The following is a 21,957-nucleotide window of genomic DNA, read 5'->3' as shown; positions in this document are numbered from 1 at the left end:
CATGCCTCCGGCCATTCCTCTCGCGACCTACCGGCTTCAGCTCACCGCCGATTTCGACTTCGACAAGGCTGCCGCGGTGGTGCCTTATCTCAAATCGCTCGGAATCACGCACCTCTATGCCTCGCCGGTGATGAAGGCGCGCAAGGGCTCGACGCACGGCTACGACACCGTCGATCACAGCCAGTTCAATCCGGAGCTCGGCGGCGAGGCCGGCTTTGCGCGGCTGAGCGAGGCTCTCAGGCAGAACGACCTCGGCCTCATCATCGACTTCGTGCCGAACCATGTCGGCGTGCATTTTGCCGACAATCCCTGGTGGCTGGACGTGCTGGAATGGGGACCGACCTCGCCGCACGCGGTCGCCTTCGATATCGACTGGGATCTGCTGCCCCACCGCGCCCGCGGCGGCGTGCTGCTGCCGATCCTCGGCTCGTCCTATGGCGAGGCGCTGGAGCGCGGCGACATCGAGCTGCGCTACGATGCCGGGGAAGGCAGCCTTTCCGCCTGGTATTTCGAGCATCGCCTGCCGATCGCCCCGGAGCGCTATGGCGAAATGCTGCGGATGTTCGTGAAGGAAGCCGATGCCGCCGAGACGGAGGCCGGCAAGCGCCTGCTCGCGCTCGCGGCCCGCTACACCGGCCTGCGCCGGCCCAACCGCAAGGAAGCCCCCGGCTTCAAGGCGGAGCTGAAGGAGATCGCGGACGCGGCCATCATCGCGCGCGGCCTCGCCGCCTATCGTGCGGCCAAGGACCGTCCGGCGCAGACGCTGGCGCTGCATCATCTGCTGGAACGCCAGCACTACAAGCTCGGCCACTGGCGGCTCGCCTCCAGCGACATCAACTACCGCCGCTTCTTCGACGTCAACGGGCTCGCCGGCCTGCGCGTCGAGGACCCCGGCACGTTCGCTGCCACGCATCGGCTGGTGAAGCAGCTCGTTGCCGACGGCAAGCTGCACGGCATCCGTCTCGATCACGTCGACGGCCTGCGCGATCCCGCCCAGTACTGCCAGCGGCTGCGCCGGCTGGTGCGCGACGCGCAAGGCAACACCAAGCCGTTCTACACCGTGATCGAAAAGATCCTGTGCGAGCACGAGCGCCTGCCGCATTTCGCCGGCGTCCAGGGCACCACCGGCTATGAGTGGATGAACGTCATCACGCAAGTGCTGGTCGACGCCAAGGGGCTGGAAGCGCTGGACGAGACCTGGCGGCAAGTCAGCAATCGCCCACCGCGGCTTGCGCCTTACGTCAAGGAGGCCAAGCGGCGGGTGCTGGAGACGCTGCTCACCAGCGAATTCATCGTGCTGACGCGCCTGCTCGCGCGCATCGCCAACGGGCATTACTCGACCCGCGACTTCTCGGCTGACAGCCTGCGGCAGGCGCTCGAGCTCTACGTGCTGCATTTCCCGGTCTATCGTACCTATCTCACGACCAGCGCGCCGGCCGCGCACGATCGCAAGCTGATCGAGGACACCATCGCGCGTGCCCGTGCCGAGTGGTTCGCCGCCGACGAGGGCATTTTCGACTTCCTGCGCGATGCCCTGACCATGGACCTGCTCAAGCCCGGCCGGCCCCCGCACAGCGCCCCACGCGTGCGCCGCTTCGCGCTGAAGGTGCAGCAATTCACCGGGCCGGTGATGGCGAAATCGCTGGAGGACACCGCGTTCTACCAATTCCACCGGCTGCTTGCGCTGAACGAGGTCGGCGGCGATCCCGCCAGCACCGGCCTTACCATTCCCGCCTTCCACGAGGCCATGCGAGCGCGCGCCAGGGAGTGGCCGCAGGGGATGACGGCAACCGCCACCCACGATACCAAGCGCGGCGAGGACGCCCGCGCCAGGATCGCAGCACTCAGCGAAATCCCCGGCGAATGGACCAGCGCGGTTTCACGCTGGAAAGTGCTGAACGCACCGCACCTCGCGCTCCACGGCAATCTGCGCGCGCCGTCGGCAACGTTCGAATACATGCTCTACCAGACGCTGCTTGGCGCCTGGCCGCTTCAGAGCCCAGCGGATGCGGGTTTCGTCGAGCGCATCCAGGCCTACGCGCTGAAGGCCGCGCGCGAGGGCAAGGAAGAGACGAGCTGGCTCAATCCCCACGAGATCTACGAGACCGGACTACGAGACTTCGTCGCGAAGATCCTCGATCCTGCGCAGTCGGGCGAATTCCTGGGGGCACTGCAAACCCTGGCGCGCCGCGTCGCGCTGCTCGGCGCGTTGAACTCGCTGAGCCAGCTCACCCTCAAGGCAACGCTGCCGGGCGTCCCGGATTTCTACCAGGGCACCGAATTCTGGGATCTGTCGCTGGTCGATCCCGACAATCGCCGTCCGGTGGATTTTTCCGCGCGGGATACGGCGCTGGGTTCGCTGTCCGGTCCGGACTGGAGCAGCCTGATCAAGGCCTGGCCGGATGGCCGCATCAAGCTGGCCTGGACGCGGCACCTTCTCAAGCTGCGCAACGAGCTCGCCGGCGTTTTTGCGCAAGGCGACTACCAGTCGCTGGAGGTCCATGGCGCGCACGCCGATCATGTCATCGCTTTCGCCCGTCGCCACGACCGCGCTGCGGCGATCGTCGTGGTTGGGCGGCTGTTCGCGCCATTCACGCAAGGCGGCCGGGAATGGCCCGCACTCGACGATTTTGACGCCACCATCGACATCACCGGCTACACCGCACCGGGACTTGCGGGCAACGAACTGCTGGTCGCGCAGGCTTTCCGCGATTTTCCCGCGGCCGTCATCGAGGCCCGCACAGCGGGCGCCATCAGGCCTGCGCGGCAGCGCGTGCGCGCCTGAAACTCACTTTCCCTGGTCCTTGGTCAGCAGCAACTGCCCGCGCTTGCGGATAGTCGCCTGCGCCATCTCGGCAAAGCGCTGCAACAGCCAGGGCAGCACGACCTGCACCTTGACCTGGTCGTCGGCGACGTCGACCTGGCCGGTGGCAATCTGCCCGAGCGCACGGATGCGAAAACTCATGCTGTCGCCGCTCCAGCGCTCCTCCTCGACCTGCATCACGGGAATGCTCGCCGCCGCGCGGCCAAGCCCGGTCTTGAGCCGGCGCACCGCTTCCTCGCGGCCGAGACGATGGGGAATTGAAACGACAAGCGGTGCTGACATGGCCTTGCCCTGCGCTGATTGAATCTCACTTCATCATGCCGGCCCGAGCGGCAAAGGTTCCATGCAGCTTGCACCTGTCGCCCCGTTTCACAACCGGAACTTTAAAACCTGCGGCAAGTTGCCCCCGCACCAAGGGACAGGTGCAACGACCCTTTCAACAAAGGGCTGGAGGAGACTAGCATGTCTATCGGTACGATCATTCTGATCATTTTGGTCATCGCCCTGCTCGGCGGCTTCAGCGGCATCGGCGGCGGGCCGTTCTACGGTACCGGCTATTACGGCGGCGGCGGCCTCGGGCTCGTCATCGTCATCCTGCTGATCCTGCTGCTGTTGGGACGGATCTAGCCACTAACTTCGTAGGGTGGGCAAAGGCGCAATGCGCCGTGCCCACCCCTTCGTGGCGATGGAAAAAGATGGTGGGCACGCTTCGCTTTGCCCACCCTACTTCACTACTACTTCACCTTCCCCGCCAGCTTCTTCATCGCGGCCTTGATCGACGCGGCCGCATCGTCATAGCCCTCCCACGCTTTCGAACGCGCCAGCAGCCCCGGCACCGTCCGCACGGTATATCGCTTCGGATCGAGATCGCCCTTCACCTGCGCCCAGGTCACCGGCATCGACACTGTCGCGCCGTCGCGGGCACGGGGCGATAGCGGCGCCACCGCCGTCGACAGGCGATCGTTGCGCAGATAGTCCAGAAAGATCTTTCCGTTGCGCAGCTTCTTGGACATGTTGAGCAGATAGCGCTCGGGATCGTCATCCGCCATCCACTGGCAGACACCTTGCGCGAACGCCTTGGCCTCCTTCCAGCTGACCTTGTCGCGCGCGCCGTGGAGCAGCGGCACCACCACGTGAATGCCCTTGCCGCCGGTGGTCTTGCAGAAGCTGTCCATGCCGACGTCGGCGAGCCGCTGCCGCATCTCCTTCGCGGCCTCGACGACGTCGGCGAATTCGACATCCGGCGCAGGATCGAGATCGAACACCAGCCGGCCCGGCGTGTCATAGGCATCAGGCGCGCAATTCCAGGGATGCAGCTCGAGGCCGCCGATCTGCGCGACCGCGGCAAGTCCCTCGACGCGATCGATCTGCAAATACGGCTTGCGATCGCCGGAAACCTTGGCGAGCTCGAGCAGGTTCGAGGTACCCTGCATGGCATGGCGCTGGAAGAATGTCTCGCCGCCGATGCCGTCGGGCGCGCGCAGGATCGAGCAGGGGCGCCCTTTCAGGTGCGCGATCATCCAGCCGCCGACCGCCTCGAAATAGCGCGCGAGATCAAGCTTCGTAACGCCTTCGCCGTCGCCGCCATCCGGCCACAGCTCCTTGTCCGGCTTCGAAATCACGACGCCCATGACCTCGGCGGCGGCATCTTTCTTCTTTCCGGGCTTCACCGGAGCGCGCTTTCCGGCAGAAGGCCTGGCGAGCTCGGTTTTGGCGGGCGTTTCCGCCTCGACCTCCTCGGCCGGCTTGTCCTGCCGCAGCCCCTTGAAAGCGGCCTGACGAATGTTGCCGTCGGCGGTGAAGCCGGCGAACTCGATCTCCGCGACGAGTTCAGGCTTCAGCCAGTGCACGTCCCGCGTCTTCTTCGGCGCGTTCTTGCCGCCGAAGGGGCTGTCGTTCGACGCCGCCTCCTTCAGGAGCGGCATGATGCGCTTGACCTTATCGGCGCCAAAGCCTGTACCGACCATGCCGACGAAGGCGAGGTGATCGCCACGATGCACACCGGCCATCAGCGAGCGGAATTTCCCCGCCGTCGTCTTCCAGCCGCCGATCACGACCTCATGGCCGGCCCGGCATTTGGCCTTGGTCCAGCTCTCCGTCCGCCCCGACCGGTACGGCGCGTCCAGCTTCTTCGATACGATGCCTTCAAGCTCGAGCTTGCAGGCCGATTGCAGCACGGCGTCGCCGCCGCTCTCGAAATGCTCGACATAGCGGATCTGGTTCGATTTCTGCCTGCGCTGCTCCAGCAATTCCCTGAGCCGCGCCTTGCGCTCCCCGAGCGGAAGGCGACGATAGTCGTGGCCTTCGGCGAACAGGAGATCGAAGGCAAAGAAGGTGAGGTCCTCGGTCTTGCCATCCGACAGCGCGGCCTGGAGCGAAGAGAAGTTCGGCGCGTCGTTGTGGTCGAGCGCGACGATCTCGCCGTCGATCATGGCCTCCGGCAGCGCGTTCGCCTCCTTCGCAATGGAGGCGAACTTGTCGGTCCAGTCGAGACCCTTGCGAGTCTTCAGCGTCGCGTTGCCGTCCTCGATGCGGAGCTGCACGCGGTAGCCGTCGAACTTGATCTCGTGGCACCAGCCGTCGCCGGCCGGCGGATGCTCGACCGGCGTGCAGAGCTGCGGCGCAACGAAATCCGGCATCTCCGAGACCGTTTTGGCATTCGTAGCGGTCGTGGCTCTCTTCCTTGGGGCCTTGTTTACGACCTTGCCGCCCTTCAACGCCGCGCGTGGCGCCGGCGCGACGGTCCGCCCCTTCGTCTCCTCGACGCGGTTGGACTGCCACACCGCATCGGCCTTGCTCTTGGTACCCTTCGCCAGCATGAACGGCTTTGGCGCGCGGCCCTTGCCTTCGGCGATCTGCGCCATTGCGCGGCCGGAGGCGACCGACTTGTCCTCGGCAAGGATGTCCTCGCCCTCGCGGGCATATTCGTCGCGATGCTTGATCAGCAGCCAGTTGGTACGCTTGCCGCCATCGCGATCATTGCGCATGCGGACCAGCACCCAGCTTCCGTGCAGCTTCTCGCCGTGCAGCGTGAACTTCAGGTCACCTTTCTTGAAGCCACGTTCGGGGTCCTCGGCCTCCCAGGTACCGCGGTCCCACAACATGACCGTGCCGCCGCCATATTGCCCTTCCGGAATCGTTCCTTCGAAATCGCCATAGTCGAGCGGATGGTCCTCGACCTCGACCGCCAGCCGCTTGTCGTGCGGATCGAGCGAGGGCCCCTTCGTCACCGCCCAGGACTTGAAGACGCCGTCGAACTCGAGCCGGAAATCGTAATGCAGCCGGGTGGCGTCATGCTTCTGGATCACGAAGCGCCGCTGTTTCGAGGAGGCTACCGCGGCCTCGCCGGAGGGCTCGGGCGTTTTCTCGAAGTCCCGCTTCTGTCGATAGGTGGAGAGTTTTCGCAGCACGACCGGTCCCGCATCACTTTCGGCTTCAAGCCTATCACGTCAAAAGTCCCACCCGGAACCAAAACCCGACGGGCCGGTTGGAGTTCCAAAATGCCTTGAAAACGCTGGAGAATGGAATGGCCCCCCGCGCCTATTGGAAGGGAACGTTGAAGCTGTCGCTGGTCAGTTGCCCGGTCGTGCTCTATCCCGCAACGACCACCGCCGAGAAGACCCGGTTTCACATGATCAACCGCGAGACCCGCAATCGCCTCAAGCAGCAAATGATCGATTCGGAAACCGGCGACGTCGTCGAAGATGGCGAGAAGGCCCGCGGCTACGAGCTGCGCAAGGGCAAATATGTCGAGATCGAGAAGGATGAGCTCGAGGCGGTCCAGATCAAGAGCAACCACACCATCGATATCGAGAGCTTCGTCCCCCGGGACGAGATCGACAGGCGCTATCTCAATCACCCCTATTACGTCGCCCCTGACGGCAAGGCCGCGCTCGACGCCTTCGCCGTGATCCGCGATGCCATGAAGGACGAGGAGCGCGTGGCGCTCGCAAAAATCGTGCTTACCAACCGCGAGCACATCATCGCGATCGAGCCGCTCGGCAAGGGCCTGCTCGGCACCACGCTGCGCTTCCCTTATGAGCTCCGCGACGAGGACCAGTTCTTCGACGACATCAAGAGCCCGAAGATCACCAAGGACATGGTCGAGCTCGCCGGTCACATCCTGCACACCAAGGCTGCGCATTTCGATCCGAGCAAGTTCAAGGACGAGTACGAGACCGCGCTGAAGGCGCTGGTGAAGCGGAAGGCGAGCGGCAAGACAATCGAGCTGCCGGAGTCGGAGGAGCGGCCGAGCAATGTGGTCAGCCTGATGGATGCGCTGAAGCAGAGCCTGAAGGGGCGCGGCGGAGGACGGATGTCGGCCAAGCCGCATGGGCGGCGGACGACGGGACAGCATCGCAGCGCGAAGAAGACGCAGAGGTCCGCGGCGCGGCATCGCAAGGCGAGCTAATTGCTCGGTCATTGCGAGCGCAGCGAAGCAATCCAGAGCCTTGCCGCGGAGGCAGTCTGGATTGCTTCGCTGCGCTCGCAATGACGGTGTCGATGCAGGCTCGCGCCACAACCTCAGTCGTCATGCCCGAGCTTGACCCGCCTGCGCGGCCGAAGCCGCTTCGGCGAGGCGAAGGCCCGGGCATCCACGTTCTTCGTGCCCCGCGTCAAGGCGTGGATGGCCGGGTCAAGCCCGGCCATGACGAGTGTACCTCAAGCCAGCGCTCGATGCTGACGAGGCGACCGCCTAATCCCCCGCCTTCAAGCGGTACCCGATCCCCGTCTCCGTCAGCACATATTGCGGACGTTCCGGATCGGCTTCGATCTTCTGGCGGAGCTGGCGGACATACACGCGCAGATATTGCGCGTCGGTCAGCTCGTCCCAGAGCTCCTTGAGCAGGAAGCGGTGGGTCAGCACCTTGCCGGCGTGCTGGACCAGCACGCGCAAGAGATCGTACTCCTTCGGCGACAATTTCACCTCGCGCTCGCCGACCTTGACGATGCGGCGGACGAGATCAACGGAGAGGTCGCCGGTGCGAAACACCGGGCGCTCGCCCTGGACCTGGAGCTGGTGCCGCAGCGCGGCGCGAAGACGCGCCAACAGCTCGTCCATGCCGAACGGCTTGGTCAAATAGTCGTCGGCACCGAGATCGAGCGCCTGCACCTTGCCGGCCTCGTCGCCCCGGCTCGACAGCACCACGATCGGCACGGCCTCGTTGCGAGCCCGGATGGTGCGGAGCAGCTCGTGCCCCTGGATGTCGGGCAGGCCGAGGTCGAGGATGATCAGTGCCGGCTCTTCAGCAAGCTTTTCCAGCGCAATCTTGCCGTTTGACGCTTCCAGGATCTCATAGCCCTGCGTCGTCAGTCCCATCCGCAGCAATTTGCGGATCGGGGGTTCGTCGTCGATGACCAGAACCTTGATCGGGGCGGCACTCATGCGGCGGTGTCCAATGCGTGGGTCTGTGCCGGAACGGGCAGACGGATGGTGAGGACCGCGCCGCTCCGGTCGCTGCGGTTGGCGGCCGAGATCGTGCCGTGCATTGCCTCGACGAAACCACGGGAAATGGCGAGGCCGAGCCCGGTGCCGGGACGGACGTGATCGCCCTTCTGCACGCGATAGAACTTGTCGAACACGCTCTCGACCTCGTCCGGCGGAATACCGCTCCCCTCGTCGGCGATCTGGAGCACCACTTGATCCCGCTCGCGCTGGCTCTTGATGGAGATCGTCGTCTCTGCCGGCGAATACTTCGCGGCGTTGTCGAGCAGGTTGAACAGCACCTGCTCGAACAGTACGGCGTCGAGCTGGAGCATCGGCAGATCGGCGGCCAGCACCAGCTCCACCTTGTGCGCGGTCAGGATCTTGGCTGCCCGCCGGAGCGCGCTGCCGACGATCTCGCCGAGATCGTGCAGCGCCGTATTGGGCACGATGGCGCCGGATTCGAGTTTCGTCATGTCGAGCAGATTGGCGATGAAACGGTTGAGCCGCTCGGATTCGTCGATCACGGTCGCCAGCAGGTCGCGCTTCTCGGTGTCGGACAGCGCGCCGGCCAGATCGCGCATGGTGGAGGCCGCCCCCAACACGGAAGCTAGCGGCGTCTTCAAATCATGCGAGATCGACGTCAGCAGCGCCGAGCGCAGCCGCTCGGATTCGACGGTGCGCTTGACGCGGTCCATGTCCTCGACCAGCAGCACGCGCTCGATCGCGAGCGCGCCCTGGTCGACCAGCGCGTCGAACAGCCGGCGCTGGTCCGGCGTCAGCAGCGGGCCGGTGCGATCGTTGTCGATGCCGATCACCCCGATCGGGCCGCGTCCCGTGCGCATCGGCAGGAACAGGCGTTTTGCACCCGGCAGCGTATCCGAGCCGCGGCCGGCGGGTCGATCGTTGCTCCAGGCCCAGTTGGCGGCGGCGAGGTCGGCCTGGTCGATCTGGTCCTCGGGCGGATAGCCGGACTTCACCGTGAGCAGCCCTTCCTCCGGCAGCAGCAGGACCACGCGAACCTTCAGCATCAGGGCGGTCTGATAGGCGGTTGCCCAGAGCACGTCGTCCAGCGTGCCGGTGCCCGTGAGCTTGCGGCTGAACGCATATAGCTGTTCGGTGGTCCTGATGCGGCCGATCGCGGTGTCGGCCTGGCTCCGCACCCGCCCCGCAACGTTCGACACCACAAACGCAATCAGCATGAAGAAGAAGAACGCCGCAACGTTGGTTGGATCGGTGATGGTGAAGGTGTAGACCGGCGGCAGGAAGAAGAAGTTATACGCCAGCGACGCCGCGACGCTCGCTAGCAGCGACGGCCACAACCCATAGCGGACGGCCACGGCAACCACCGCGGTCAGGAACATCAGGTCGACGTTCTCTATGCCGAAATACGGCTTGATGGCCACCGCTGCGGCCAGGCCGAGCGCGGTGATCCCGAGCGCCTTCAGATAAGGAAGCACATCGAACGGCTCGGACCGTGCCGCGGTCTGCACCGCAGTCTTCGGCGCCGGCTCGTTCGCGAGCTCGTCACCGGGAATGACGTGAACGCTGATATTGCCGGCACTCCGCACGAGATCATGCACGACGGAGCCGCGCGTCAATTCGAACCACCGCGAGCGCGTCGACTTCCCGATCACGATCTGCGTGACGTTGTTGCCTTGTGCGAAATTGACGACGTCGTCGGCGATGCGGCGGCCGACGGCGGGAATGGTCAGCGCCTCGCCGCCGAGCGATTCCGCCAGCCGCAGCGTGTCCGCGAGCCGGTCGCGCTCGTCGTCGGAAAGCTGGAGCGAGCGCCGGGTCTCGATCGAGATCGCGGTGAACGGCGCGTGCAGCCGGTCGGCCAGCCGCTTGGTGTACCGCACGAGGCCAGCGGCGCGCGGATCCTCGCTGACGCAGACGAGAATTCGCTCGCCCGCGGCCCAGGGACCGGCGATGGCGTTCGCCTGCATGTGGGTGAGAAGCTGTTCGTCGACCCGCTCGGCCGTCCGGCGCAGCGCGAGCTCGCGCAGCGCGGTGAGATTGCCCGGCGAGAAGTAGTGCTCCAGCGCCCGCTCGGCCTGCTTCGGGACGTAGACCTTGCCCTCCCTCAGCCGCTGGATCAGATCGTCGGGCGTGAGGTCGATCAGCTCGATCGCATCGGCGCGGTCGAAGATCGAATCCGGCACCGTCTCGCGTACCCGGACATGGGTGATCTGGGCGACGACGTCGTTCAGGCTCTCGATGTGCTGGATGTTGACCGCAGTATAGACGTCGATGCCGTGGGAGAGCAGCTCTTCGACGTCGAGATAGCGCTTGGGATGGCGGCTACCGGCGGCGTTGGTGTGGGCGAGTTCGTCGACCAGCGCGATTTGCGGCCGGCGCGCGATCACGGCATCGAGGTCCATCTCCTCGATCGTCTGGCCGCGGTAGTCGAGCCTCTTGCGCGGGACCACTTCGAGCCCCCGCACCAGTGCCTCGGTCTCGGCGCGGCCATGGGTCTCGACGAAGCCGACCACGACGTCGATGCCGGCCTTGCGCTTGGCATGGGCGCTTTGCAGCATCTCGTAGGTCTTGCCGACGCCGGGCGCGGCGCCGACGAAGATCTTCAGCTTGCCGCTCGCGCCTTCCTCCCGGCGCGCTGCTTCGAGCAGCGCCTCGGGGGACGGACGTTGTTCGGGATCGCGGCGCTGCTGAACCATCAGGCCAATATAATCATCCTGATATTCCCGGCCTAGAGCGCTACTTCGCAGACGCACGATCCAGAGCGAGGTTCAGGGCAAGAACGTTAACCCGGGGTTCGCCGAGCAGGCCGAGCAGACGGCCCTGGGTGTTGGAGGCAACAAGCTGCCTGAGCTGATCCTCCGATATTTTCCGCGCCTTGGCCACGCGGGGCACCTGGAACTGCGCCGCTTCCGGGGAAATGTCGGGGTCGAGCCCGCTCGCCGAGGTGGTGACGAGGTCGACCGGCACCGCGGCGTTCGGGTTCTCGGCCTTCAGCTTGTCCACATCCTCCTTCAGCCGGTCGGCCAACGCCTTGCTGGTCGGGCCGAGATTGGAGCCGCCCGAGTTGGCGGCGTTGTAGGGAGCCGACACGGTCTTGGTTGAATCATTCGGGTCCGGCGCCAGTGTCGCCGAGGGGCGGCCGTGGAAGTACTTGTCGTCCTTGAACTCCTGCCCGATCAGGGCGGAGCCGACCACCTTGCCATCCTTTTCGATTAGGCTGCCCTGCGCCTGCGCGGGGAAGATCGCACCGGCAATGGCGGTCATGGCGAGCGGATAGGCCAGGCCCGTAATGGCGGTGAGCACCAGCAAAAGCACGATGGCGGGGCGGATTTCTCTGAGCATATGTTTTCTCCTATTTCTCCGTCATTGCGAGCGAAGCGAAGCAATCCGGACGCTAGACCCTCACCCTGAGGAGCCGCGCTTGCGCGGCGTCTCGAAGGGCGAGGCCACCAGCCGGGCCTTCATCCTTCGAGACGCGCGTTCCGCGCTCCTCAGGATGAGGGACTGGCAGTCCCGACCGCCTCGTCACTTGCGTTGACATTTCAAGCCAAATGCAGGGCAACAACGACGAGGTCGATCGCCTTGATGCCGATGAAGGGAATGACGATGCCACCGAGGCCGTAGATCAGCAGGTTGCGGCGGAGCAACGCGCCGGCTCCGACCGCGCGGTAGGCGACGCCCTTCAGCGCGAGCGGGATCAGCGCGATGATGACAAGCGCGTTGAAGATGATCGCCGACAGGATCGCGCTCTGCGGGCTCGACAGGTTCATGACGTTGAGAACGTTGAGCTGCGGGTAGAACGCCAAGAACATCGCCGGGATGATCGCAAAGTATTTTGCGACGTCGTTGGCGATCGAGAAGGTCGTCAGCGCACCGCGCGTCATCAGGAGCTGCTTGCCGATCTCGACCACCTCGATCAGCTTGGTCGGGTTGGAGTCGAGGTCGACCATGTTGCCGGCCTCGCGGGCGGCCTGGGTGCCGGTGTTCATGGCGACGCCGACATCGGCCTGCGCGAGCGCCGGCGCGTCATTGGTGCCGTCGCCACACATGGCGACCAGCTTGCCCTTGGCCTGCTCGTCGCGGATCAGCTTGAGCTTGTCCTCGGGGGTTGCCTGCGCCAGGAAGTCGTCGACGCCGGCCTCCGCCGCGATCGCCGCCGCCGTCATCGGATTGTCGCCGGTGATCATGATGGTGCGGATGCCCATGCGGCGCAGCTCGGCAAAACGCTCTCGGATGCCGCCCTTGACGATATCCTTGAGCTGGATGACGCCGAGCAGCTTGCCGTCCCTGGCGACCGCAAGCGGCGTACCGCCCGCCTTGGCAATGTCGTCCGCAATGGTCTGGACCTCGCGTCCGAGATCCGACAGCGCCGCCGGCTGGATGGCCCGGGCTGTGTTGCCCGAAGCAACCGCCAGCGGCGCACCGCCGCCGACATAGCTGAGCATGGCATCGACCGCGCCCTTGCGCACCGACGAGCCGCCGGCATCGACGCCGCTCATGCGGGTCTGCGCCGTGAACGGAATGAAAGTGGCCCCCAGCTCGGCCATGTCGCGGCCGCGAATGCCATACTTCTCCTTCGCCAGCACGACGATGGAACGGCCCTCCGGCGTCTCGTCGGCGAGCGAGGCGAGCTGGGCTGCGTCCGCCAGCTCCTGCTCGGTCACGCCGCGCACCGGACGGAACGCCGTGGCCTGGCGATTGCCGAGCGTGATCGTTCCGGTCTTGTCTAGCAGCAGCGTGTCGACGTCGCCGGCCGCCTCCACCGCGCGGCCCGACATCGCCAGCACGTTGAAGCGCACCAGGCGATCCATGCCCGCAATGCCGATCGCCGACAGCAGTGCACCGATCGTGGTCGGGATCAGCGTCACGAACAGTGCGACCAGTACGATCACCGAGATCGAGCCCCCGGCATAAGCCGCATAGCTCGGTATGGTGACGGTGGCGAACACGAAGATGATGGTGAGGCCGGCAAGCAGGATGTTGAGCGCGATCTCGTTCGGCGTCTTCTGCCGCTCGGCGCCCTCGACCAGCTTGATCATGCGATCGATGAAGGTCGAGCCCTGCGCGGCCGTGATGCGGACGCGGATCCAGTCGGACAGCACCTGCGTGCCGCCGGTGACCGCCGAGCGGTCGCCGCCGGACTCGCGAATGACGGGCGCGGATTCGCCGGTGATGGCGGCCTCGTTGACGGAGGCAACGCCCTCGATCACCTCGCCGTCGGAGGGAATGGTGTCGCCTGCTTCGACCAGCACGATATCGCCGACCTTCAGGCTGGTGCCCGGCACCAGCTTGAAGGCCTGGCCCGCGCCGGTGAGCAGCTTGGCCTGGCTCTCGGTGCGGGTCTTGCGCAGCGACTCGGCCTGCGCCTTGCCGCGGCCTTCGGCGACAGCTTCGGCGAAATTCGCAAACAGCACGGTGAACCAGAGCCAGAGGATGATCTGGAAGGTGAAGCCGAGATTCGCGCCACCCGTGACGAGGTCGCGCAGGAAGATCACGGTGGTGAGCGCGGCCACGATCTCGACCACGAACATCACGGGGTTCTTCACCATCAGCCGCGGGTTGAGCTTGGTGAAGGAGGCGCGGATCGCGGGCATCACGATCTTGGGATCGAGCATCGCCGACATCGGCGCACGTTTTTGCAGTTTCATCGTATCCATGGAGGTCACTCCAAACCAATCGGAAGATTGTCGATCAGAAGACTTTTCGATCAGAAGACTTGGCCGGCGTTCATCGCGAGGTGCTCGACGATGGGGCCGAGCGCAAGGGCCGGGAAGAACGTCAAGCCGCCAATGATCAGGATGACGCCGACGACGAGGCCGACGAACAGCCCGCCCGTGGTCGGGAAGGTGCCCGCCGACGGCGGGATCGATTTCTTGGCGGCGAGCGAGCCCGCGATCGCCATCGCCGGAACGATCATGAAGAAGCGGCCGACGAACATCGCGCTTGCCAGCGTGAGGTTGTAGAAGAGGGTGTTGCCGGTCAGGCCCGCGAAGGCCGAGCCGTTGTTACCGGTCGCCGACGTGAAGGCATAGAGCACCTCGGTGAAGCCGTGCGGACCGGCATTCGCCATGGAGGCGACCGCCGCCGGATAGACCACGCCGACCGCGGTCCAGCCGAGATACATCAGCGGCAGCACCAGGATCGCGAGCATCGCCATCTTGACCTCGCGCGCCTCGATCTTCTTGCCGACATATTCCGGCGTGCGGCCGACCATCAGGCCCGCCACGAAGATCGCAAGCACGACGAACAGCAGCATGCCGTAAAGGCCTGCGCCGACGCCGCCGACGATGATCTCGCCGAGCTGCATGTTGATCAGCGGAATCATGCCGCCGAGCGCGGTAAAGCTGTCATGCATGGCGTTGACCGCACCGCAGGAGGCGGCGGTGGTGATCACGGCAAACAGCGAGGACGCGACGATGCCGAAGCGGACTTCCTTGCCTTCCATGTTGCCGCCGGTCAGGCCCAGCGCGTGCATGATCGAGGTGCCGTTGGCTTCCGCCCAGTAGGTGACGGCGACGCCTGCGACGAACAGCACGCCCATCACGGCGAGGATCGCCCAGCCCTGGCGCTGGTTGCCGACCATCCGGCCGAACACATTGGTGAGCGCGGCACCGAGCGCGAAGATCGACAGCATCTGCACGAAGTTCGACAGTGCGGTCGGGTTCTCGAAGGGATGCGCGGCGTTGGCGTTGAAGAAGCCGCCGCCATTGGTGCCGAGCATCTTGATCGCGACCTGCGAGGCGACCGGGCCGACCGCGATGGTCTGCTTGGCGCCCTCGAGCGTGGTGACCTCGACGTAGTCGCCGAGCGTCTGCGGCATGCCCTGCCAGACCAGGAACAGCGTGTAGACGACGCAGATCGGCAGCAGCACGTAGAGCGTACAGCGCGTCACGTCGACCCAGAAATTGCCGACCGTGCGCACCGAGGCGCGCGAGAAGCCGCGGATCAGCGCCACCGCGAGCGCGATGCCGGTGGCCGCCGACAGGAAGTTCTGGTGCGTCAGGCCGAGCATCTGCACGAGATAGGACAGCGTGCTCTCGCCGCCGTAGTTCTGCCAGTTGGTGTTGGTGATGAAGGAGATCGCGGTATTGAAGGAGAGATCCTGCGCAACCGCCGACTGCCCGGCCGGATTGAACGGCAGCACGGCCTGGAGCCGCATCACCCCGTAGATGATCAGGAAGCCGCCGACATGGAACAGCAGCATGGCGACCGTGTAGGTCAGCCAGTGCTGCTCGCGCTTCTCGTCGACGCCGGAGAACCAGTAGATGCCGGCCTCGATGGGACGCAGCACCGGCGACAGAAACGTCCGTTCGCCGTTGAACACGCGCGTCATGTACCAGCCGAGCGGCTTGGTCAGCGCGACGATGATCGCGCAGAAAAGAATGATCTGGAGCCAACCGATCACAGTCATGGCATTAACCCTTCAGGCTTTGTGTCCGGCGCAAGAGCGGCAGGAGCATCGCGAGCAGGCCCGCGACGAGCGCAGCGTCAGCCAGCAGAAATTCGACAAGCAGCAGCACGGTCAGAATCGCTCGGGCCGCAGCAGCGCGTAGGTGAGATAGGCCAGCAGGCCGAACGAGACGGCACCGGCGAGCGCATAATCGAAGATCATGGTGTGCTCCGTCACAGCCGTTCACAGGCGTAAGTGTAACCGATCGCAAGGGCAAAGAAGACGAAGCCCAGCGCCAGCATCAGAATGTCCATCATGGCAATTCTCCTCGTTGCGCCCTTGTGTCCGGCGCAACCGCTTCTCAGACCTCCGGCGGGCGCGGGTGAGGAAACACAACGGATTTCCGCGGCACCAGCCGGAACTTTTGACCGTGCTGAAGTGCCAGCACGGGCATAGGTTTTCGAGATGAGGGCTATGGCGACGTTATAGGAATCTCATAAAGGCGCAGAAACTCCGGGATGACGGCGGAGGATGCGTCACGCATTGCGTCCCCGCCCGCCCCCGCACACTTATGAAATCCCTATATCTCTCGCCCGATCCCCATCTCGTTTTCAAATGCCCTTCCGGCCATCTTGGAGACGCCGGCCGACTGACCGACGCCAACTCCGGGAGGCCTGACATGACCGCCGCTCTCCGACGCCTCGACCCACCTTCCCTCAGCCAGCGGCTTCGCGCGGCACCGGCAATGACACGGCCGCTGATGCACGACGTCATCGATCACGCCTGCCGGCGCATCCCCTCGCTCGGCGAGAGCGAACGCACCACGCGCATCATGCGTCTGATCGACGTTGAAGCCTGGGCCGATGCGGCGCTGGCGCTGATCGAGCTCGAGCTGCCGCTATGGCAGGTCCGCCGCATCGCCTATGACGAGGGCGAGTGGCACTGCGCGCTCTCGCGCGAGCGCGAGCTGCCGGACTGGCTGGACGCTGCGGTCGAGGCACGCCACGCCGATCTCGCGCTGGCCTTGCTGTCGGCGTTCGTCGAGGTCCGGGCATTGGCCGTGGACGTGTCGCGGCCGAGCGTTCCCTCCGTTCGCCCTGCGCCGGATCCGCTTTACGAGCCGATCGGCTGCGAGAATTTCGGCTAGAGCAGCCTGACGGGTTCACACCTTGTCACAAGCTCCTGACATGCCGCGCAAGCTGAGCCCGGCGCGCGTGATTGCACGCTTCGCCGTCCGCGTCGCGCTGCTCGCCGCCTTTGCCGCATTCGGCAGCGTCGGTTTTGGCCGAAGCCTTGTCGTTCTGCTCTGGATGTCGATCATCCTGTGCGCGCTCGCCGGCCTCGTCAGGCGCGAACCGCTGTTCGGCGCCGCGCTCAATCATTGGGACGAAGCTGTCGCCTTCGGCGCGCTGTTCGCGCTGGTCCACATTGCCAATGACGTGACCTGAGCGGTCGGCTTTATGACCTTCCTATGAGATCGCCGCGCACCCGCCCTCGAAATCATATTCGCGAGACAGGATATTGAGCCCGCAGGCAGGGACATGCGTCCCGCGCCGGCGTCGTTCAGAAGGAATACATCCGTGAAATTCGTCGAACCTCCCTCGTGCAGCTCCACCTCAACCATCGTCCTCATCGGCCGCAACCGTCGGGGACAATGGGTGGCGCAGGAGCAGAATGGCCTCTATGGCGGCCTGTTCGTCAGCCGTGCCCAGGCCGTCAAGTATGCGCTGTTCGAGAACGGACAGCACCCTGAGACCATCGTCGAGCTGCCGCGCGAGATCGAGCTCGACAAGAGCCCCAGCGCCAACATCTCGCAACGCGCCGCCTGAGCCGGCGCCATCAAGCGAAGCACCATGTTCATTCCTCCCTCAGCCTGGTTCACGGGCTTCATTCCGGACCTGCCGACGCCGTTCGACGCGGCGGACGCAATCGATCTCAAGGCGTTCGACGCGCTCTGCGAGCGCCAGGTCGCGGCTGGCGTCCCCGCGATCGTGGTCTGCGAGACGGCGGGTGAGGCGCCGACGCTCTCCCCGGCCGAGCAGGAGCTGGTCATTCGCGCCGCAGTGGACGTCGCCCGCGGCCGGGTGCGGATCATCGCCGGCGCGATGTCGAACGCAACCAGCCAGGCTATCGCGCTCGCACGGCGCGCGGAGGCCGCCGGCGCCGATGCCGTGATGGCGGTGGTGCCGGCCTACAACAAGCCGATGCAGGAGGGCATGCTGGCGCATTTCCGGGCCATCGCCGGTGCGGCCGGCTTGCCCGTGATCCTGCACGATATTCCCTCCCGCACGCTTCGTCCGCTCGCCGATGAAACGCTGGTGCGTCTCGTCGAATCGCGCCAATTTGTCGGCCTGCGCGACGGAAGCTGCGACATCACCCGTCCGATGCGCCTCGCCCGGCTGCTCCCGGCCGGCTTTCGCCTGCTCTCCGGCGACGACGTCACCGCCTTCAGCTACATCGCGAGCGGCGGCGACGGCGCGATCTCCGAGGTCGCCAACATCGCGCCGGATCTCTGCCGAACGATCTTCTCACAGGTCAGGCAGGGACGCCTGCAATCGTCGCGCTACCTGCACAGGCGCCTCATGCCACTCATCACCTGTCTCTCCAAGGACAGCCCGGCCGCGCTCAAGGGCGCTCTCGGCGTGCTGGGTCTGATGTCACCGGCGACAAGGCTGCCGATCGTGCCGCTGGGCGTCGCCGCACAGGCGGAGGTCGCAAGAGCCTTCGCTGCGATCGCCGACGAGGAGCTGATCGACAGCGTCGGAGCCTAGGCCCCCGGCACTTATGACATTCCTATGCGACGGCCTCGGCGATCATCTCGAAATCCTACCCAGCGATGGCCATCATGGAAGACAGATTGGAGCGGCCGCAGCGCCGCACCACAGACAAGGACTTCCAGGATGTCGATGCTGACACATTGCTTTGATCGGCCCTTTGATGGAACCGAACGGCTGCGGATCGCGAAGGAGCGCAAGGCCCAGCTCAAGCGCTTCGCCCTGCGCGCACTGACCGTGCTTTCGATGGGCAGCGTGCTCACTGCGCTCATCGCGCTGAGGACGGCAATCTATGTCTGGCATCTCCACGCCTGACCGGCGGGGCGGGCATCATGACTTTGCAAATGTGTGAGGAGGCCGCCATGGCCGCAATCGCCCTTTCAAGCCCTCCATCGCCGACCGACATCGGCGGCCGGAAGCTATCCTTCCACGGCGCTCAGACCGCTCGATCCGGACGTCGTCAGCGCTTCGATTCCGGCCTTCTTCATCGGTCGCAACGAGGCCGGGCTCTGGGTCGCGCGCGAGGCATGCGGACGCGTCGGCGGCGTGTTCCTGTTCAAGAGCTCGGCGGTGGATTTCGCCAACCGTCAGTGCGCGCCGGCGCGGTGCGCGCTGGTGTTTCCTGTCGAGACCTTCGAGCTCGACATCGAGAACCGCGGCAATCCCCTGATCGTGCTGGTGGAAGGAGCCAAGCGGCTTCTTTCGCTCGTCGTAGCGAGGCGGCGGACATGATCGAGCTCAAGATCGCGATCCTGGTTGCGTTGATGGGGGCATTGCTGCTCGGCATGCGCATCGGCGCTGCGCCCGCCCCGGACAAATAGCGTGCAGCTCCTCAAGGGAAATATCGAGCACGCGGTCACCACGACGATCCTGACCATGACGCTGAGCCTGGTCTGGGGCGCGATCCTGACGATCGTGATCACGCTCGTCGCGCGGGGGTTCGGCGTCTAGCCCTCACCTCTCCGCTTCCACCTCGATCAGGCGCGCCAGTTCCGCCGCCGTGACCTCGATCGGCCGGCCGCTGAGCGTGAATTGACCATGGCTGCCTGCGAGGCAAGCAGCCGTGCCCGCAAGGAGGTCGCGATGCCGGCTTGAGGCCAGGTATCCCGCGGAAAATACCCGGCCGATCTGGCGCAATATCACGGAACCGTGTAGATCGGTTTCATGAGCACAAGCAGCGTCAATGTCGTCGCCCACCCTCTGGTCCAGCACAAGCTCTCCCTGATGCGGGAGAAGGACCGCTCGACCAAGAGCTTTCGCGAGATCCTGAACGAGATCGGGATGCTGCTCGGCTACGAGGTAACGCGCGACCTGCCGCTGGAGCTGGTCGAGATCGAGACGCCGATCGCATCGATGCAGGCGCCGAAGATCGCCGGCAAGAAGCTCACGCTGGCGCCGATCCTGCGCGCCGGCGTCGGCTTCCTCGACGGCATGCTGGCGCTGATGCCGTCGGCGCGCATCGCCCATATCGGGCTCTACCGCGACCCCGAAACATTGCAGGCCGTGGAATATTACTTCAAGGCGCCGCAGGACCTGTCCGACCGCACCGTGATCCTGATGGACCCGATGCTGGCGACCGGCAACTCGGCCTGCGCCGGCGCGACCCTGCTCAAGAACCGCGGCGCCCGCGACATCCGTTTCGTCTGCCTTCTGGCCGCGCCCGAGGGCATCGCGCAGTTCCAGAGCGAACATCCCGACGTGCCGATCTGGACCGCTGCGATCGACGAGCGGCTCAACGACCACGGCTATATCGTGCCGGGCCTGGGCGATGCCGGCGACCGGATGTTCGGCACCAAGTAGACAGTTTTGCGCGATCGGGTTACTCCGGAGCGCATGAGCCCCAACGAATTTTCCCTGCAATCGCTGACCCGGATCGAGACCTTCGCCGATCCCGCCTTCGTGTTCGACGGCACGCCGGTCTCGCGCGCGGAATTCTCGGAGAAGGTCGAGCAGACCGCCGCCTGGCTTGCGGCCCAAGGTGTAAGCAAGGGCGACGTCGTCGCGGTCTGGCTGGTCAACCGGATCGAATGGGTCGCGCTGCTGTTTGCCGCCGCCCGCGTCGGCGCGATCGTCGCCGCCGTCAATACGCGCTACCGTAGCGCGGAGGTCGCCCATCTGCTCCGCTTGTCCGGCGCCAAGCTGATGGTGGTCGAGGCCGCGTTCCGCTCGATCGACTTTGCCGCCATCCTCGCCGATATCGCCAAGGATGAGGTGCCCGCGCTGCGACAGCTTGCGGTGGTCGGCGCGGATGCGATCCCGGCGCACTGGCCCTGTGTGCGGTTCGATGCGTTCGACAAGTCCTATCCGCCGGCCCCGCCCGCCCAGGATGACGTCGACCTGCCCGTGCTGCTCTACACCACGTCAGGCACGACCAGGGGGCCAAAGCTGGTCGCGCATTCGCAGCGAACGCTGGCCGCGCACGCCGCCTCCATCGCCGCGGCGCTCCAACTCTCGCCGCAACGTCATGCGCTGCTGGCCATGCTGCCGTTCTGCGGCACCTTCGGCATGACGAGCCTGCTCGGCTTCATCGCAGCGGGCGCGACCATTCATGTGCTCGACGCCTTCGAAGCCGCGCCGGCGCTGAAGATCCTCGGCGACCATGAGATCACGCACGCCTTCGGCTCCGACGAGATGTTTCGCCGCATCCTCGCCCTCACCGACCTGGCCCGTCCCTTCCCCCGTGCCAAGGTGTTCGGCTTCGCCGCGTTCCAGCCCGGCTGGCGCGAGCTTGCCGCGGAGGCCGAAGCGCGCGGCATGCCGCTGCACGGCCTCTACGGTTCGAGCGAGGTGCAGGCCCTGTTCTCGATCGGCCGCGCCAGCGACGCGTTCGCCGACCGGATCGAGGGCGGCGGCCGGCCGATGTCGCCGGAAGCCAAGGTCCGCGTGCGCGACACCGAGACCGGCGAACTCGTGGCCCCCGGCGTCTCCGGCGAGATCGAGATCAGTGCACCGTCACGCTTCCTCGGCTACTTCAACAATCCCGACGCGACGCGCGATGCGATCACCGCGGACGGCTTCTTCCGTACCGGCGATATCGGCCGACTGCGCGGCGACGGCTCCTTCGTCTACGAGACCCGCGCGGGCGATGCGATGCGGCTCGGCGGCTTCCTGGTGGCGCCCGGCGAGATCGAGGACGAGCTCAAGTCCTGCACAGGTGTTGCCGATGCCCAGGTCGTCGCGGTCGATCTGAAGGGAAACGCCCGCTGCGTCGCCTTCGTGATCCCGGCCCAAGAACCCCACCATGAGCCGCCGCAGCAGGAAGCGCTGATCGCGCGCCTGCGCGAGCGGCTTGCCGGCTACAAGGTCCCGGCGCGGATCTACGTCGTGGACGCCTTCCCCGTCACCGACAGCGCCAACGGCGTCAAGATCCAGCGCGCAAGACTCCGCGCCATGGCGATGGACCGGATCGCTGCCGAACAGGCTTCGCCTCGTTAAGATAGCTCGCGAGATTCATGCTGAGGAATCCAGGACATCGCCGAATAGGACGCGGTGAGCTGCGCCTGATGGGTCGAGAGCTGTGCGGTGACGTCGACGCCGGGGATGTCATCCGACAGCGTCG

The 21,957-nt window shown here is 65.6% G+C and carries 21 protein-coding genes and 1 pseudogene; 12 read left to right on the top strand and 10 right to left on the bottom strand.

The features are described from left to right. Position 1: 1 nt before the first annotated feature. A complete protein-coding gene (gene treY / locus XI08_RS40760; RefSeq protein ID WP_271578765.1) occupies positions 2–2,785 on the top strand; it encodes a malto-oligosyltrehalose synthase in 2,784 nt (927 codons plus the stop codon). Positions 2,786–2,788: 3 nt separating this feature from the next. On the opposite strand, the gene XI08_RS40755 is transcribed toward treY, so the two are convergent. Beyond that, positions 2,789–3,106 carry a polyhydroxyalkanoic acid system family protein gene (locus tag XI08_RS40755; protein ID WP_271578764.1) on the bottom strand — a complete coding sequence of 106 codons (318 nt, stop codon included), beginning with the start codon at positions 3,104–3,106 and terminating at the stop codon, positions 2,789–2,791. 180 nt (positions 3,107–3,286) lie between these two features. On the opposite strand from XI08_RS40755, the gene XI08_RS40750 reads away from it, so the two are divergent. Next, positions 3,287–3,451, top strand: coding sequence for a DUF3309 family protein (locus XI08_RS40750; protein ID WP_007595743.1), 165 nt, complete (start codon positions 3,287–3,289; stop codon positions 3,449–3,451). A gap of 107 nt (positions 3,452–3,558) precedes the next feature. Here XI08_RS40750 and ligD read toward each other — a convergent pair whose 3' ends face one another. Continuing rightward, complete coding sequence (gene ligD / locus XI08_RS40745) at positions 3,559–6,234, bottom strand: DNA ligase D (RefSeq protein ID WP_271578763.1); 2,676 nt, start codon at positions 6,232–6,234, stop codon at positions 3,559–3,561. A gap of 116 nt (positions 6,235–6,350) precedes the next feature. Between ligD and ku the strand changes: the two genes are divergently transcribed. Beyond that, entirely contained in the window at positions 6,351–7,235 is an 885-nt protein-coding gene (gene ku / locus XI08_RS40740; protein WP_271578762.1) for a non-homologous end joining protein Ku, read from the top strand. A gap of 285 nt (positions 7,236–7,520) precedes the next feature. On the opposite strand, the gene XI08_RS40735 is transcribed toward ku, so the two are convergent. The 6 genes from XI08_RS40735 to XI08_RS40710 form a co-directional block, all read right to left on the bottom strand. Then, the gene (locus XI08_RS40735) at positions 7,521–8,210 is read right to left on the bottom strand and encodes a response regulator (RefSeq protein ID WP_027546913.1); all 690 of its coding nucleotides are present in this window, start codon (positions 8,208–8,210) and stop codon (positions 7,521–7,523) included. Then, positions 8,207–10,930 (bottom strand): sensor histidine kinase, encoded by a 2,724-nt coding sequence (locus XI08_RS40730; protein WP_271578761.1) that lies wholly within the window; start codon positions 10,928–10,930, stop codon positions 8,207–8,209. Before XI08_RS40730 ends, XI08_RS40735 begins: the two co-directional genes overlap by 4 nt. 40 nt (positions 10,931–10,970) lie before the next feature. Next, positions 10,971–11,576 carry a K(+)-transporting ATPase subunit C gene (locus XI08_RS40725; protein WP_271578760.1) on the bottom strand — a complete coding sequence of 202 codons (606 nt, stop codon included), beginning with the start codon at positions 11,574–11,576 and terminating at the stop codon, positions 10,971–10,973. A 200-nt stretch (positions 11,577–11,776) separates the two neighbouring features. Then, on the bottom strand, positions 11,777–13,891 hold the full coding sequence (gene kdpB, locus XI08_RS40720) for a potassium-transporting ATPase subunit KdpB (protein WP_271578759.1): 2,115 nt from the start codon (positions 13,889–13,891) through the stop codon (positions 11,777–11,779). A gap of 50 nt (positions 13,892–13,941) precedes the next feature. Then, the gene (kdpA, locus tag XI08_RS40715) at positions 13,942–15,645 is read right to left on the bottom strand and encodes a potassium-transporting ATPase subunit KdpA (RefSeq protein ID WP_271578758.1); all 1,704 of its coding nucleotides are present in this window, start codon (positions 15,643–15,645) and stop codon (positions 13,942–13,944) included. Between the two features lie 111 nt (positions 15,646–15,756). Next, positions 15,757–15,846 carry a K(+)-transporting ATPase subunit F gene (locus XI08_RS40710; RefSeq protein ID WP_049823729.1) on the bottom strand — a complete coding sequence of 30 codons (90 nt, stop codon included), beginning with the start codon at positions 15,844–15,846 and terminating at the stop codon, positions 15,757–15,759. A gap of 457 nt (positions 15,847–16,303) precedes the next feature. Between XI08_RS40710 and XI08_RS40705 the strand changes: the two genes are divergently transcribed. The 7 genes from XI08_RS40705 (at position 16,304) to XI08_RS40675 (ending at position 19,349) form a co-directional block, all read left to right on the top strand. Next, entirely contained in the window at positions 16,304–16,771 is a 468-nt protein-coding gene (locus XI08_RS40705) for a hypothetical protein (protein WP_271578757.1), read from the top strand. Positions 16,772–16,811: 40 nt separating this feature from the next. After that, positions 16,812–17,072 carry a hypothetical protein gene (locus XI08_RS40700; RefSeq protein WP_271578756.1) on the top strand — a complete coding sequence of 87 codons (261 nt, stop codon included), beginning with the start codon at positions 16,812–16,814 and terminating at the stop codon, positions 17,070–17,072. Positions 17,073–17,204: 132 nt separating this feature from the next. Then, the gene (locus XI08_RS40695; protein ID WP_271578755.1) at positions 17,205–17,453 is read left to right on the top strand and encodes a hypothetical protein; all 249 of its coding nucleotides are present in this window, start codon (positions 17,205–17,207) and stop codon (positions 17,451–17,453) included. A 24-nt stretch (positions 17,454–17,477) separates the two neighbouring features. After that, entirely contained in the window at positions 17,478–18,395 is a 918-nt protein-coding gene (dapA, locus tag XI08_RS40690; RefSeq protein ID WP_271578754.1) for a 4-hydroxy-tetrahydrodipicolinate synthase, read from the top strand. A gap of 129 nt (positions 18,396–18,524) precedes the next feature. Continuing rightward, positions 18,525–18,713 carry a hypothetical protein gene (locus tag XI08_RS40685; protein ID WP_271578753.1) on the top strand — a complete coding sequence of 63 codons (189 nt, stop codon included), beginning with the start codon at positions 18,525–18,527 and terminating at the stop codon, positions 18,711–18,713. Positions 18,714–18,746: 33 nt separating this feature from the next. Further along, the gene (locus XI08_RS40680; protein WP_271578752.1) at positions 18,747–19,130 is read left to right on the top strand and encodes a hypothetical protein; all 384 of its coding nucleotides are present in this window, start codon (positions 18,747–18,749) and stop codon (positions 19,128–19,130) included. A gap of 90 nt (positions 19,131–19,220) precedes the next feature. Then, positions 19,221–19,349, top strand: a complete 129-nt coding sequence (locus XI08_RS40675; protein WP_271578751.1) for a hypothetical protein — start codon at positions 19,221–19,223, stop codon at positions 19,347–19,349. A 3-nt stretch (positions 19,350–19,352) separates the two neighbouring features. Here the strand turns inward: XI08_RS40675 and XI08_RS40670 are convergent, their stop codons facing one another. Further along, positions 19,353–19,535, bottom strand: coding sequence for a hypothetical protein (locus XI08_RS40670; protein WP_271578750.1), 183 nt, complete (start codon positions 19,533–19,535; stop codon positions 19,353–19,355). Between the two features lie 27 nt (positions 19,536–19,562). Here XI08_RS40670 and upp point away from each other — a divergent pair, with 27 nt between their 5' ends. Both upp and XI08_RS40660 read left to right on the top strand, forming a co-directional pair. Then, the gene (gene upp, locus XI08_RS40665) at positions 19,563–20,198 is read left to right on the top strand and encodes a uracil phosphoribosyltransferase (protein ID WP_271578749.1); all 636 of its coding nucleotides are present in this window, start codon (positions 19,563–19,565) and stop codon (positions 20,196–20,198) included. 33 nt (positions 20,199–20,231) lie between these two features. Further along, positions 20,232–21,833, top strand: coding sequence for an AMP-binding protein (locus tag XI08_RS40660; RefSeq protein ID WP_271578748.1), 1,602 nt, complete (start codon positions 20,232–20,234; stop codon positions 21,831–21,833). Here the strand turns inward: XI08_RS40660 and flgL are convergent. Further along, a pseudogene (gene flgL, locus XI08_RS40655) lies at positions 21,832–21,931 on the bottom strand (flagellin); the annotation flags it as partial. The gene XI08_RS40660 and the pseudogene flgL sit on opposite strands and share 2 nt — an antisense overlap. Positions 21,932–21,957 lie beyond the last annotated feature (26 nt).

Origin of the sequence: Bradyrhizobium sp. CCBAU 11361 (genome assembly GCF_028128935.1) — a bacterium.
GTDB classification, from domain to species: domain Bacteria; phylum Pseudomonadota; class Alphaproteobacteria; order Rhizobiales; family Xanthobacteraceae; genus Bradyrhizobium; species Bradyrhizobium niftali.
This window is presented reverse-complemented; position numbering and strand designations above follow the sequence as displayed.

What these genes read in the sequence shown, in the direction of transcription:
- treY (WP_271578765.1), top strand. Translation starts at nt 2, where the DNA reads ATGCCTCCGGCCATTCCTCTCGCGACCTACCGGCTTCAGCTCACCGCC.
- XI08_RS40755 (WP_271578764.1), bottom strand. Translation starts at nt 3,106, where the DNA reads ATGTCAGCACCGCTTGTCGTTTCAATTCCCCATCGTCTCGGCCGCGAG.
- XI08_RS40750 (WP_007595743.1), top strand. Translation starts at nt 3,287, where the DNA reads ATGTCTATCGGTACGATCATTCTGATCATTTTGGTCATCGCCCTGCTC.
- ku (WP_271578762.1), top strand. Translation starts at nt 6,351, where the DNA reads ATGGCCCCCCGCGCCTATTGGAAGGGAACGTTGAAGCTGTCGCTGGTC.
- XI08_RS40735 (WP_027546913.1), bottom strand. Translation starts at nt 8,210, where the DNA reads ATGAGTGCCGCCCCGATCAAGGTTCTGGTCATCGACGACGAACCCCCG.
- XI08_RS40730 (WP_271578761.1), bottom strand. Translation starts at nt 10,930, where the DNA reads ATGGTTCAGCAGCGCCGCGATCCCGAACAACGTCCGTCCCCCGAGGCG.
- XI08_RS40725 (WP_271578760.1), bottom strand. Translation starts at nt 11,576, where the DNA reads ATGCTCAGAGAAATCCGCCCCGCCATCGTGCTTTTGCTGGTGCTCACC.
- kdpB (WP_271578759.1), bottom strand. Translation starts at nt 13,891, where the DNA reads ATGGATACGATGAAACTGCAAAAACGTGCGCCGATGTCGGCGATGCTC.
- kdpA (WP_271578758.1), bottom strand. Translation starts at nt 15,645, where the DNA reads ATGACTGTGATCGGTTGGCTCCAGATCATTCTTTTCTGCGCGATCATC.
- XI08_RS40710 (WP_049823729.1), bottom strand. Translation starts at nt 15,846, where the DNA reads ATGATCTTCGATTATGCGCTCGCCGGTGCCGTCTCGTTCGGCCTGCTG.
- XI08_RS40705 (WP_271578757.1), top strand. Translation starts at nt 16,304, where the DNA reads ATGACCGCCGCTCTCCGACGCCTCGACCCACCTTCCCTCAGCCAGCGG.
- XI08_RS40700 (WP_271578756.1), top strand. Translation starts at nt 16,812, where the DNA reads ATGCCGCGCAAGCTGAGCCCGGCGCGCGTGATTGCACGCTTCGCCGTC.
- dapA (WP_271578754.1), top strand. Translation starts at nt 17,478, where the DNA reads ATGTTCATTCCTCCCTCAGCCTGGTTCACGGGCTTCATTCCGGACCTG.
- XI08_RS40685 (WP_271578753.1), top strand. Translation starts at nt 18,525, where the DNA reads ATGTCGATGCTGACACATTGCTTTGATCGGCCCTTTGATGGAACCGAA.
- upp (WP_271578749.1), top strand. Translation starts at nt 19,563, where the DNA reads ATGAGCACAAGCAGCGTCAATGTCGTCGCCCACCCTCTGGTCCAGCAC.
- XI08_RS40660 (WP_271578748.1), top strand. Translation starts at nt 20,232, where the DNA reads ATGAGCCCCAACGAATTTTCCCTGCAATCGCTGACCCGGATCGAGACC.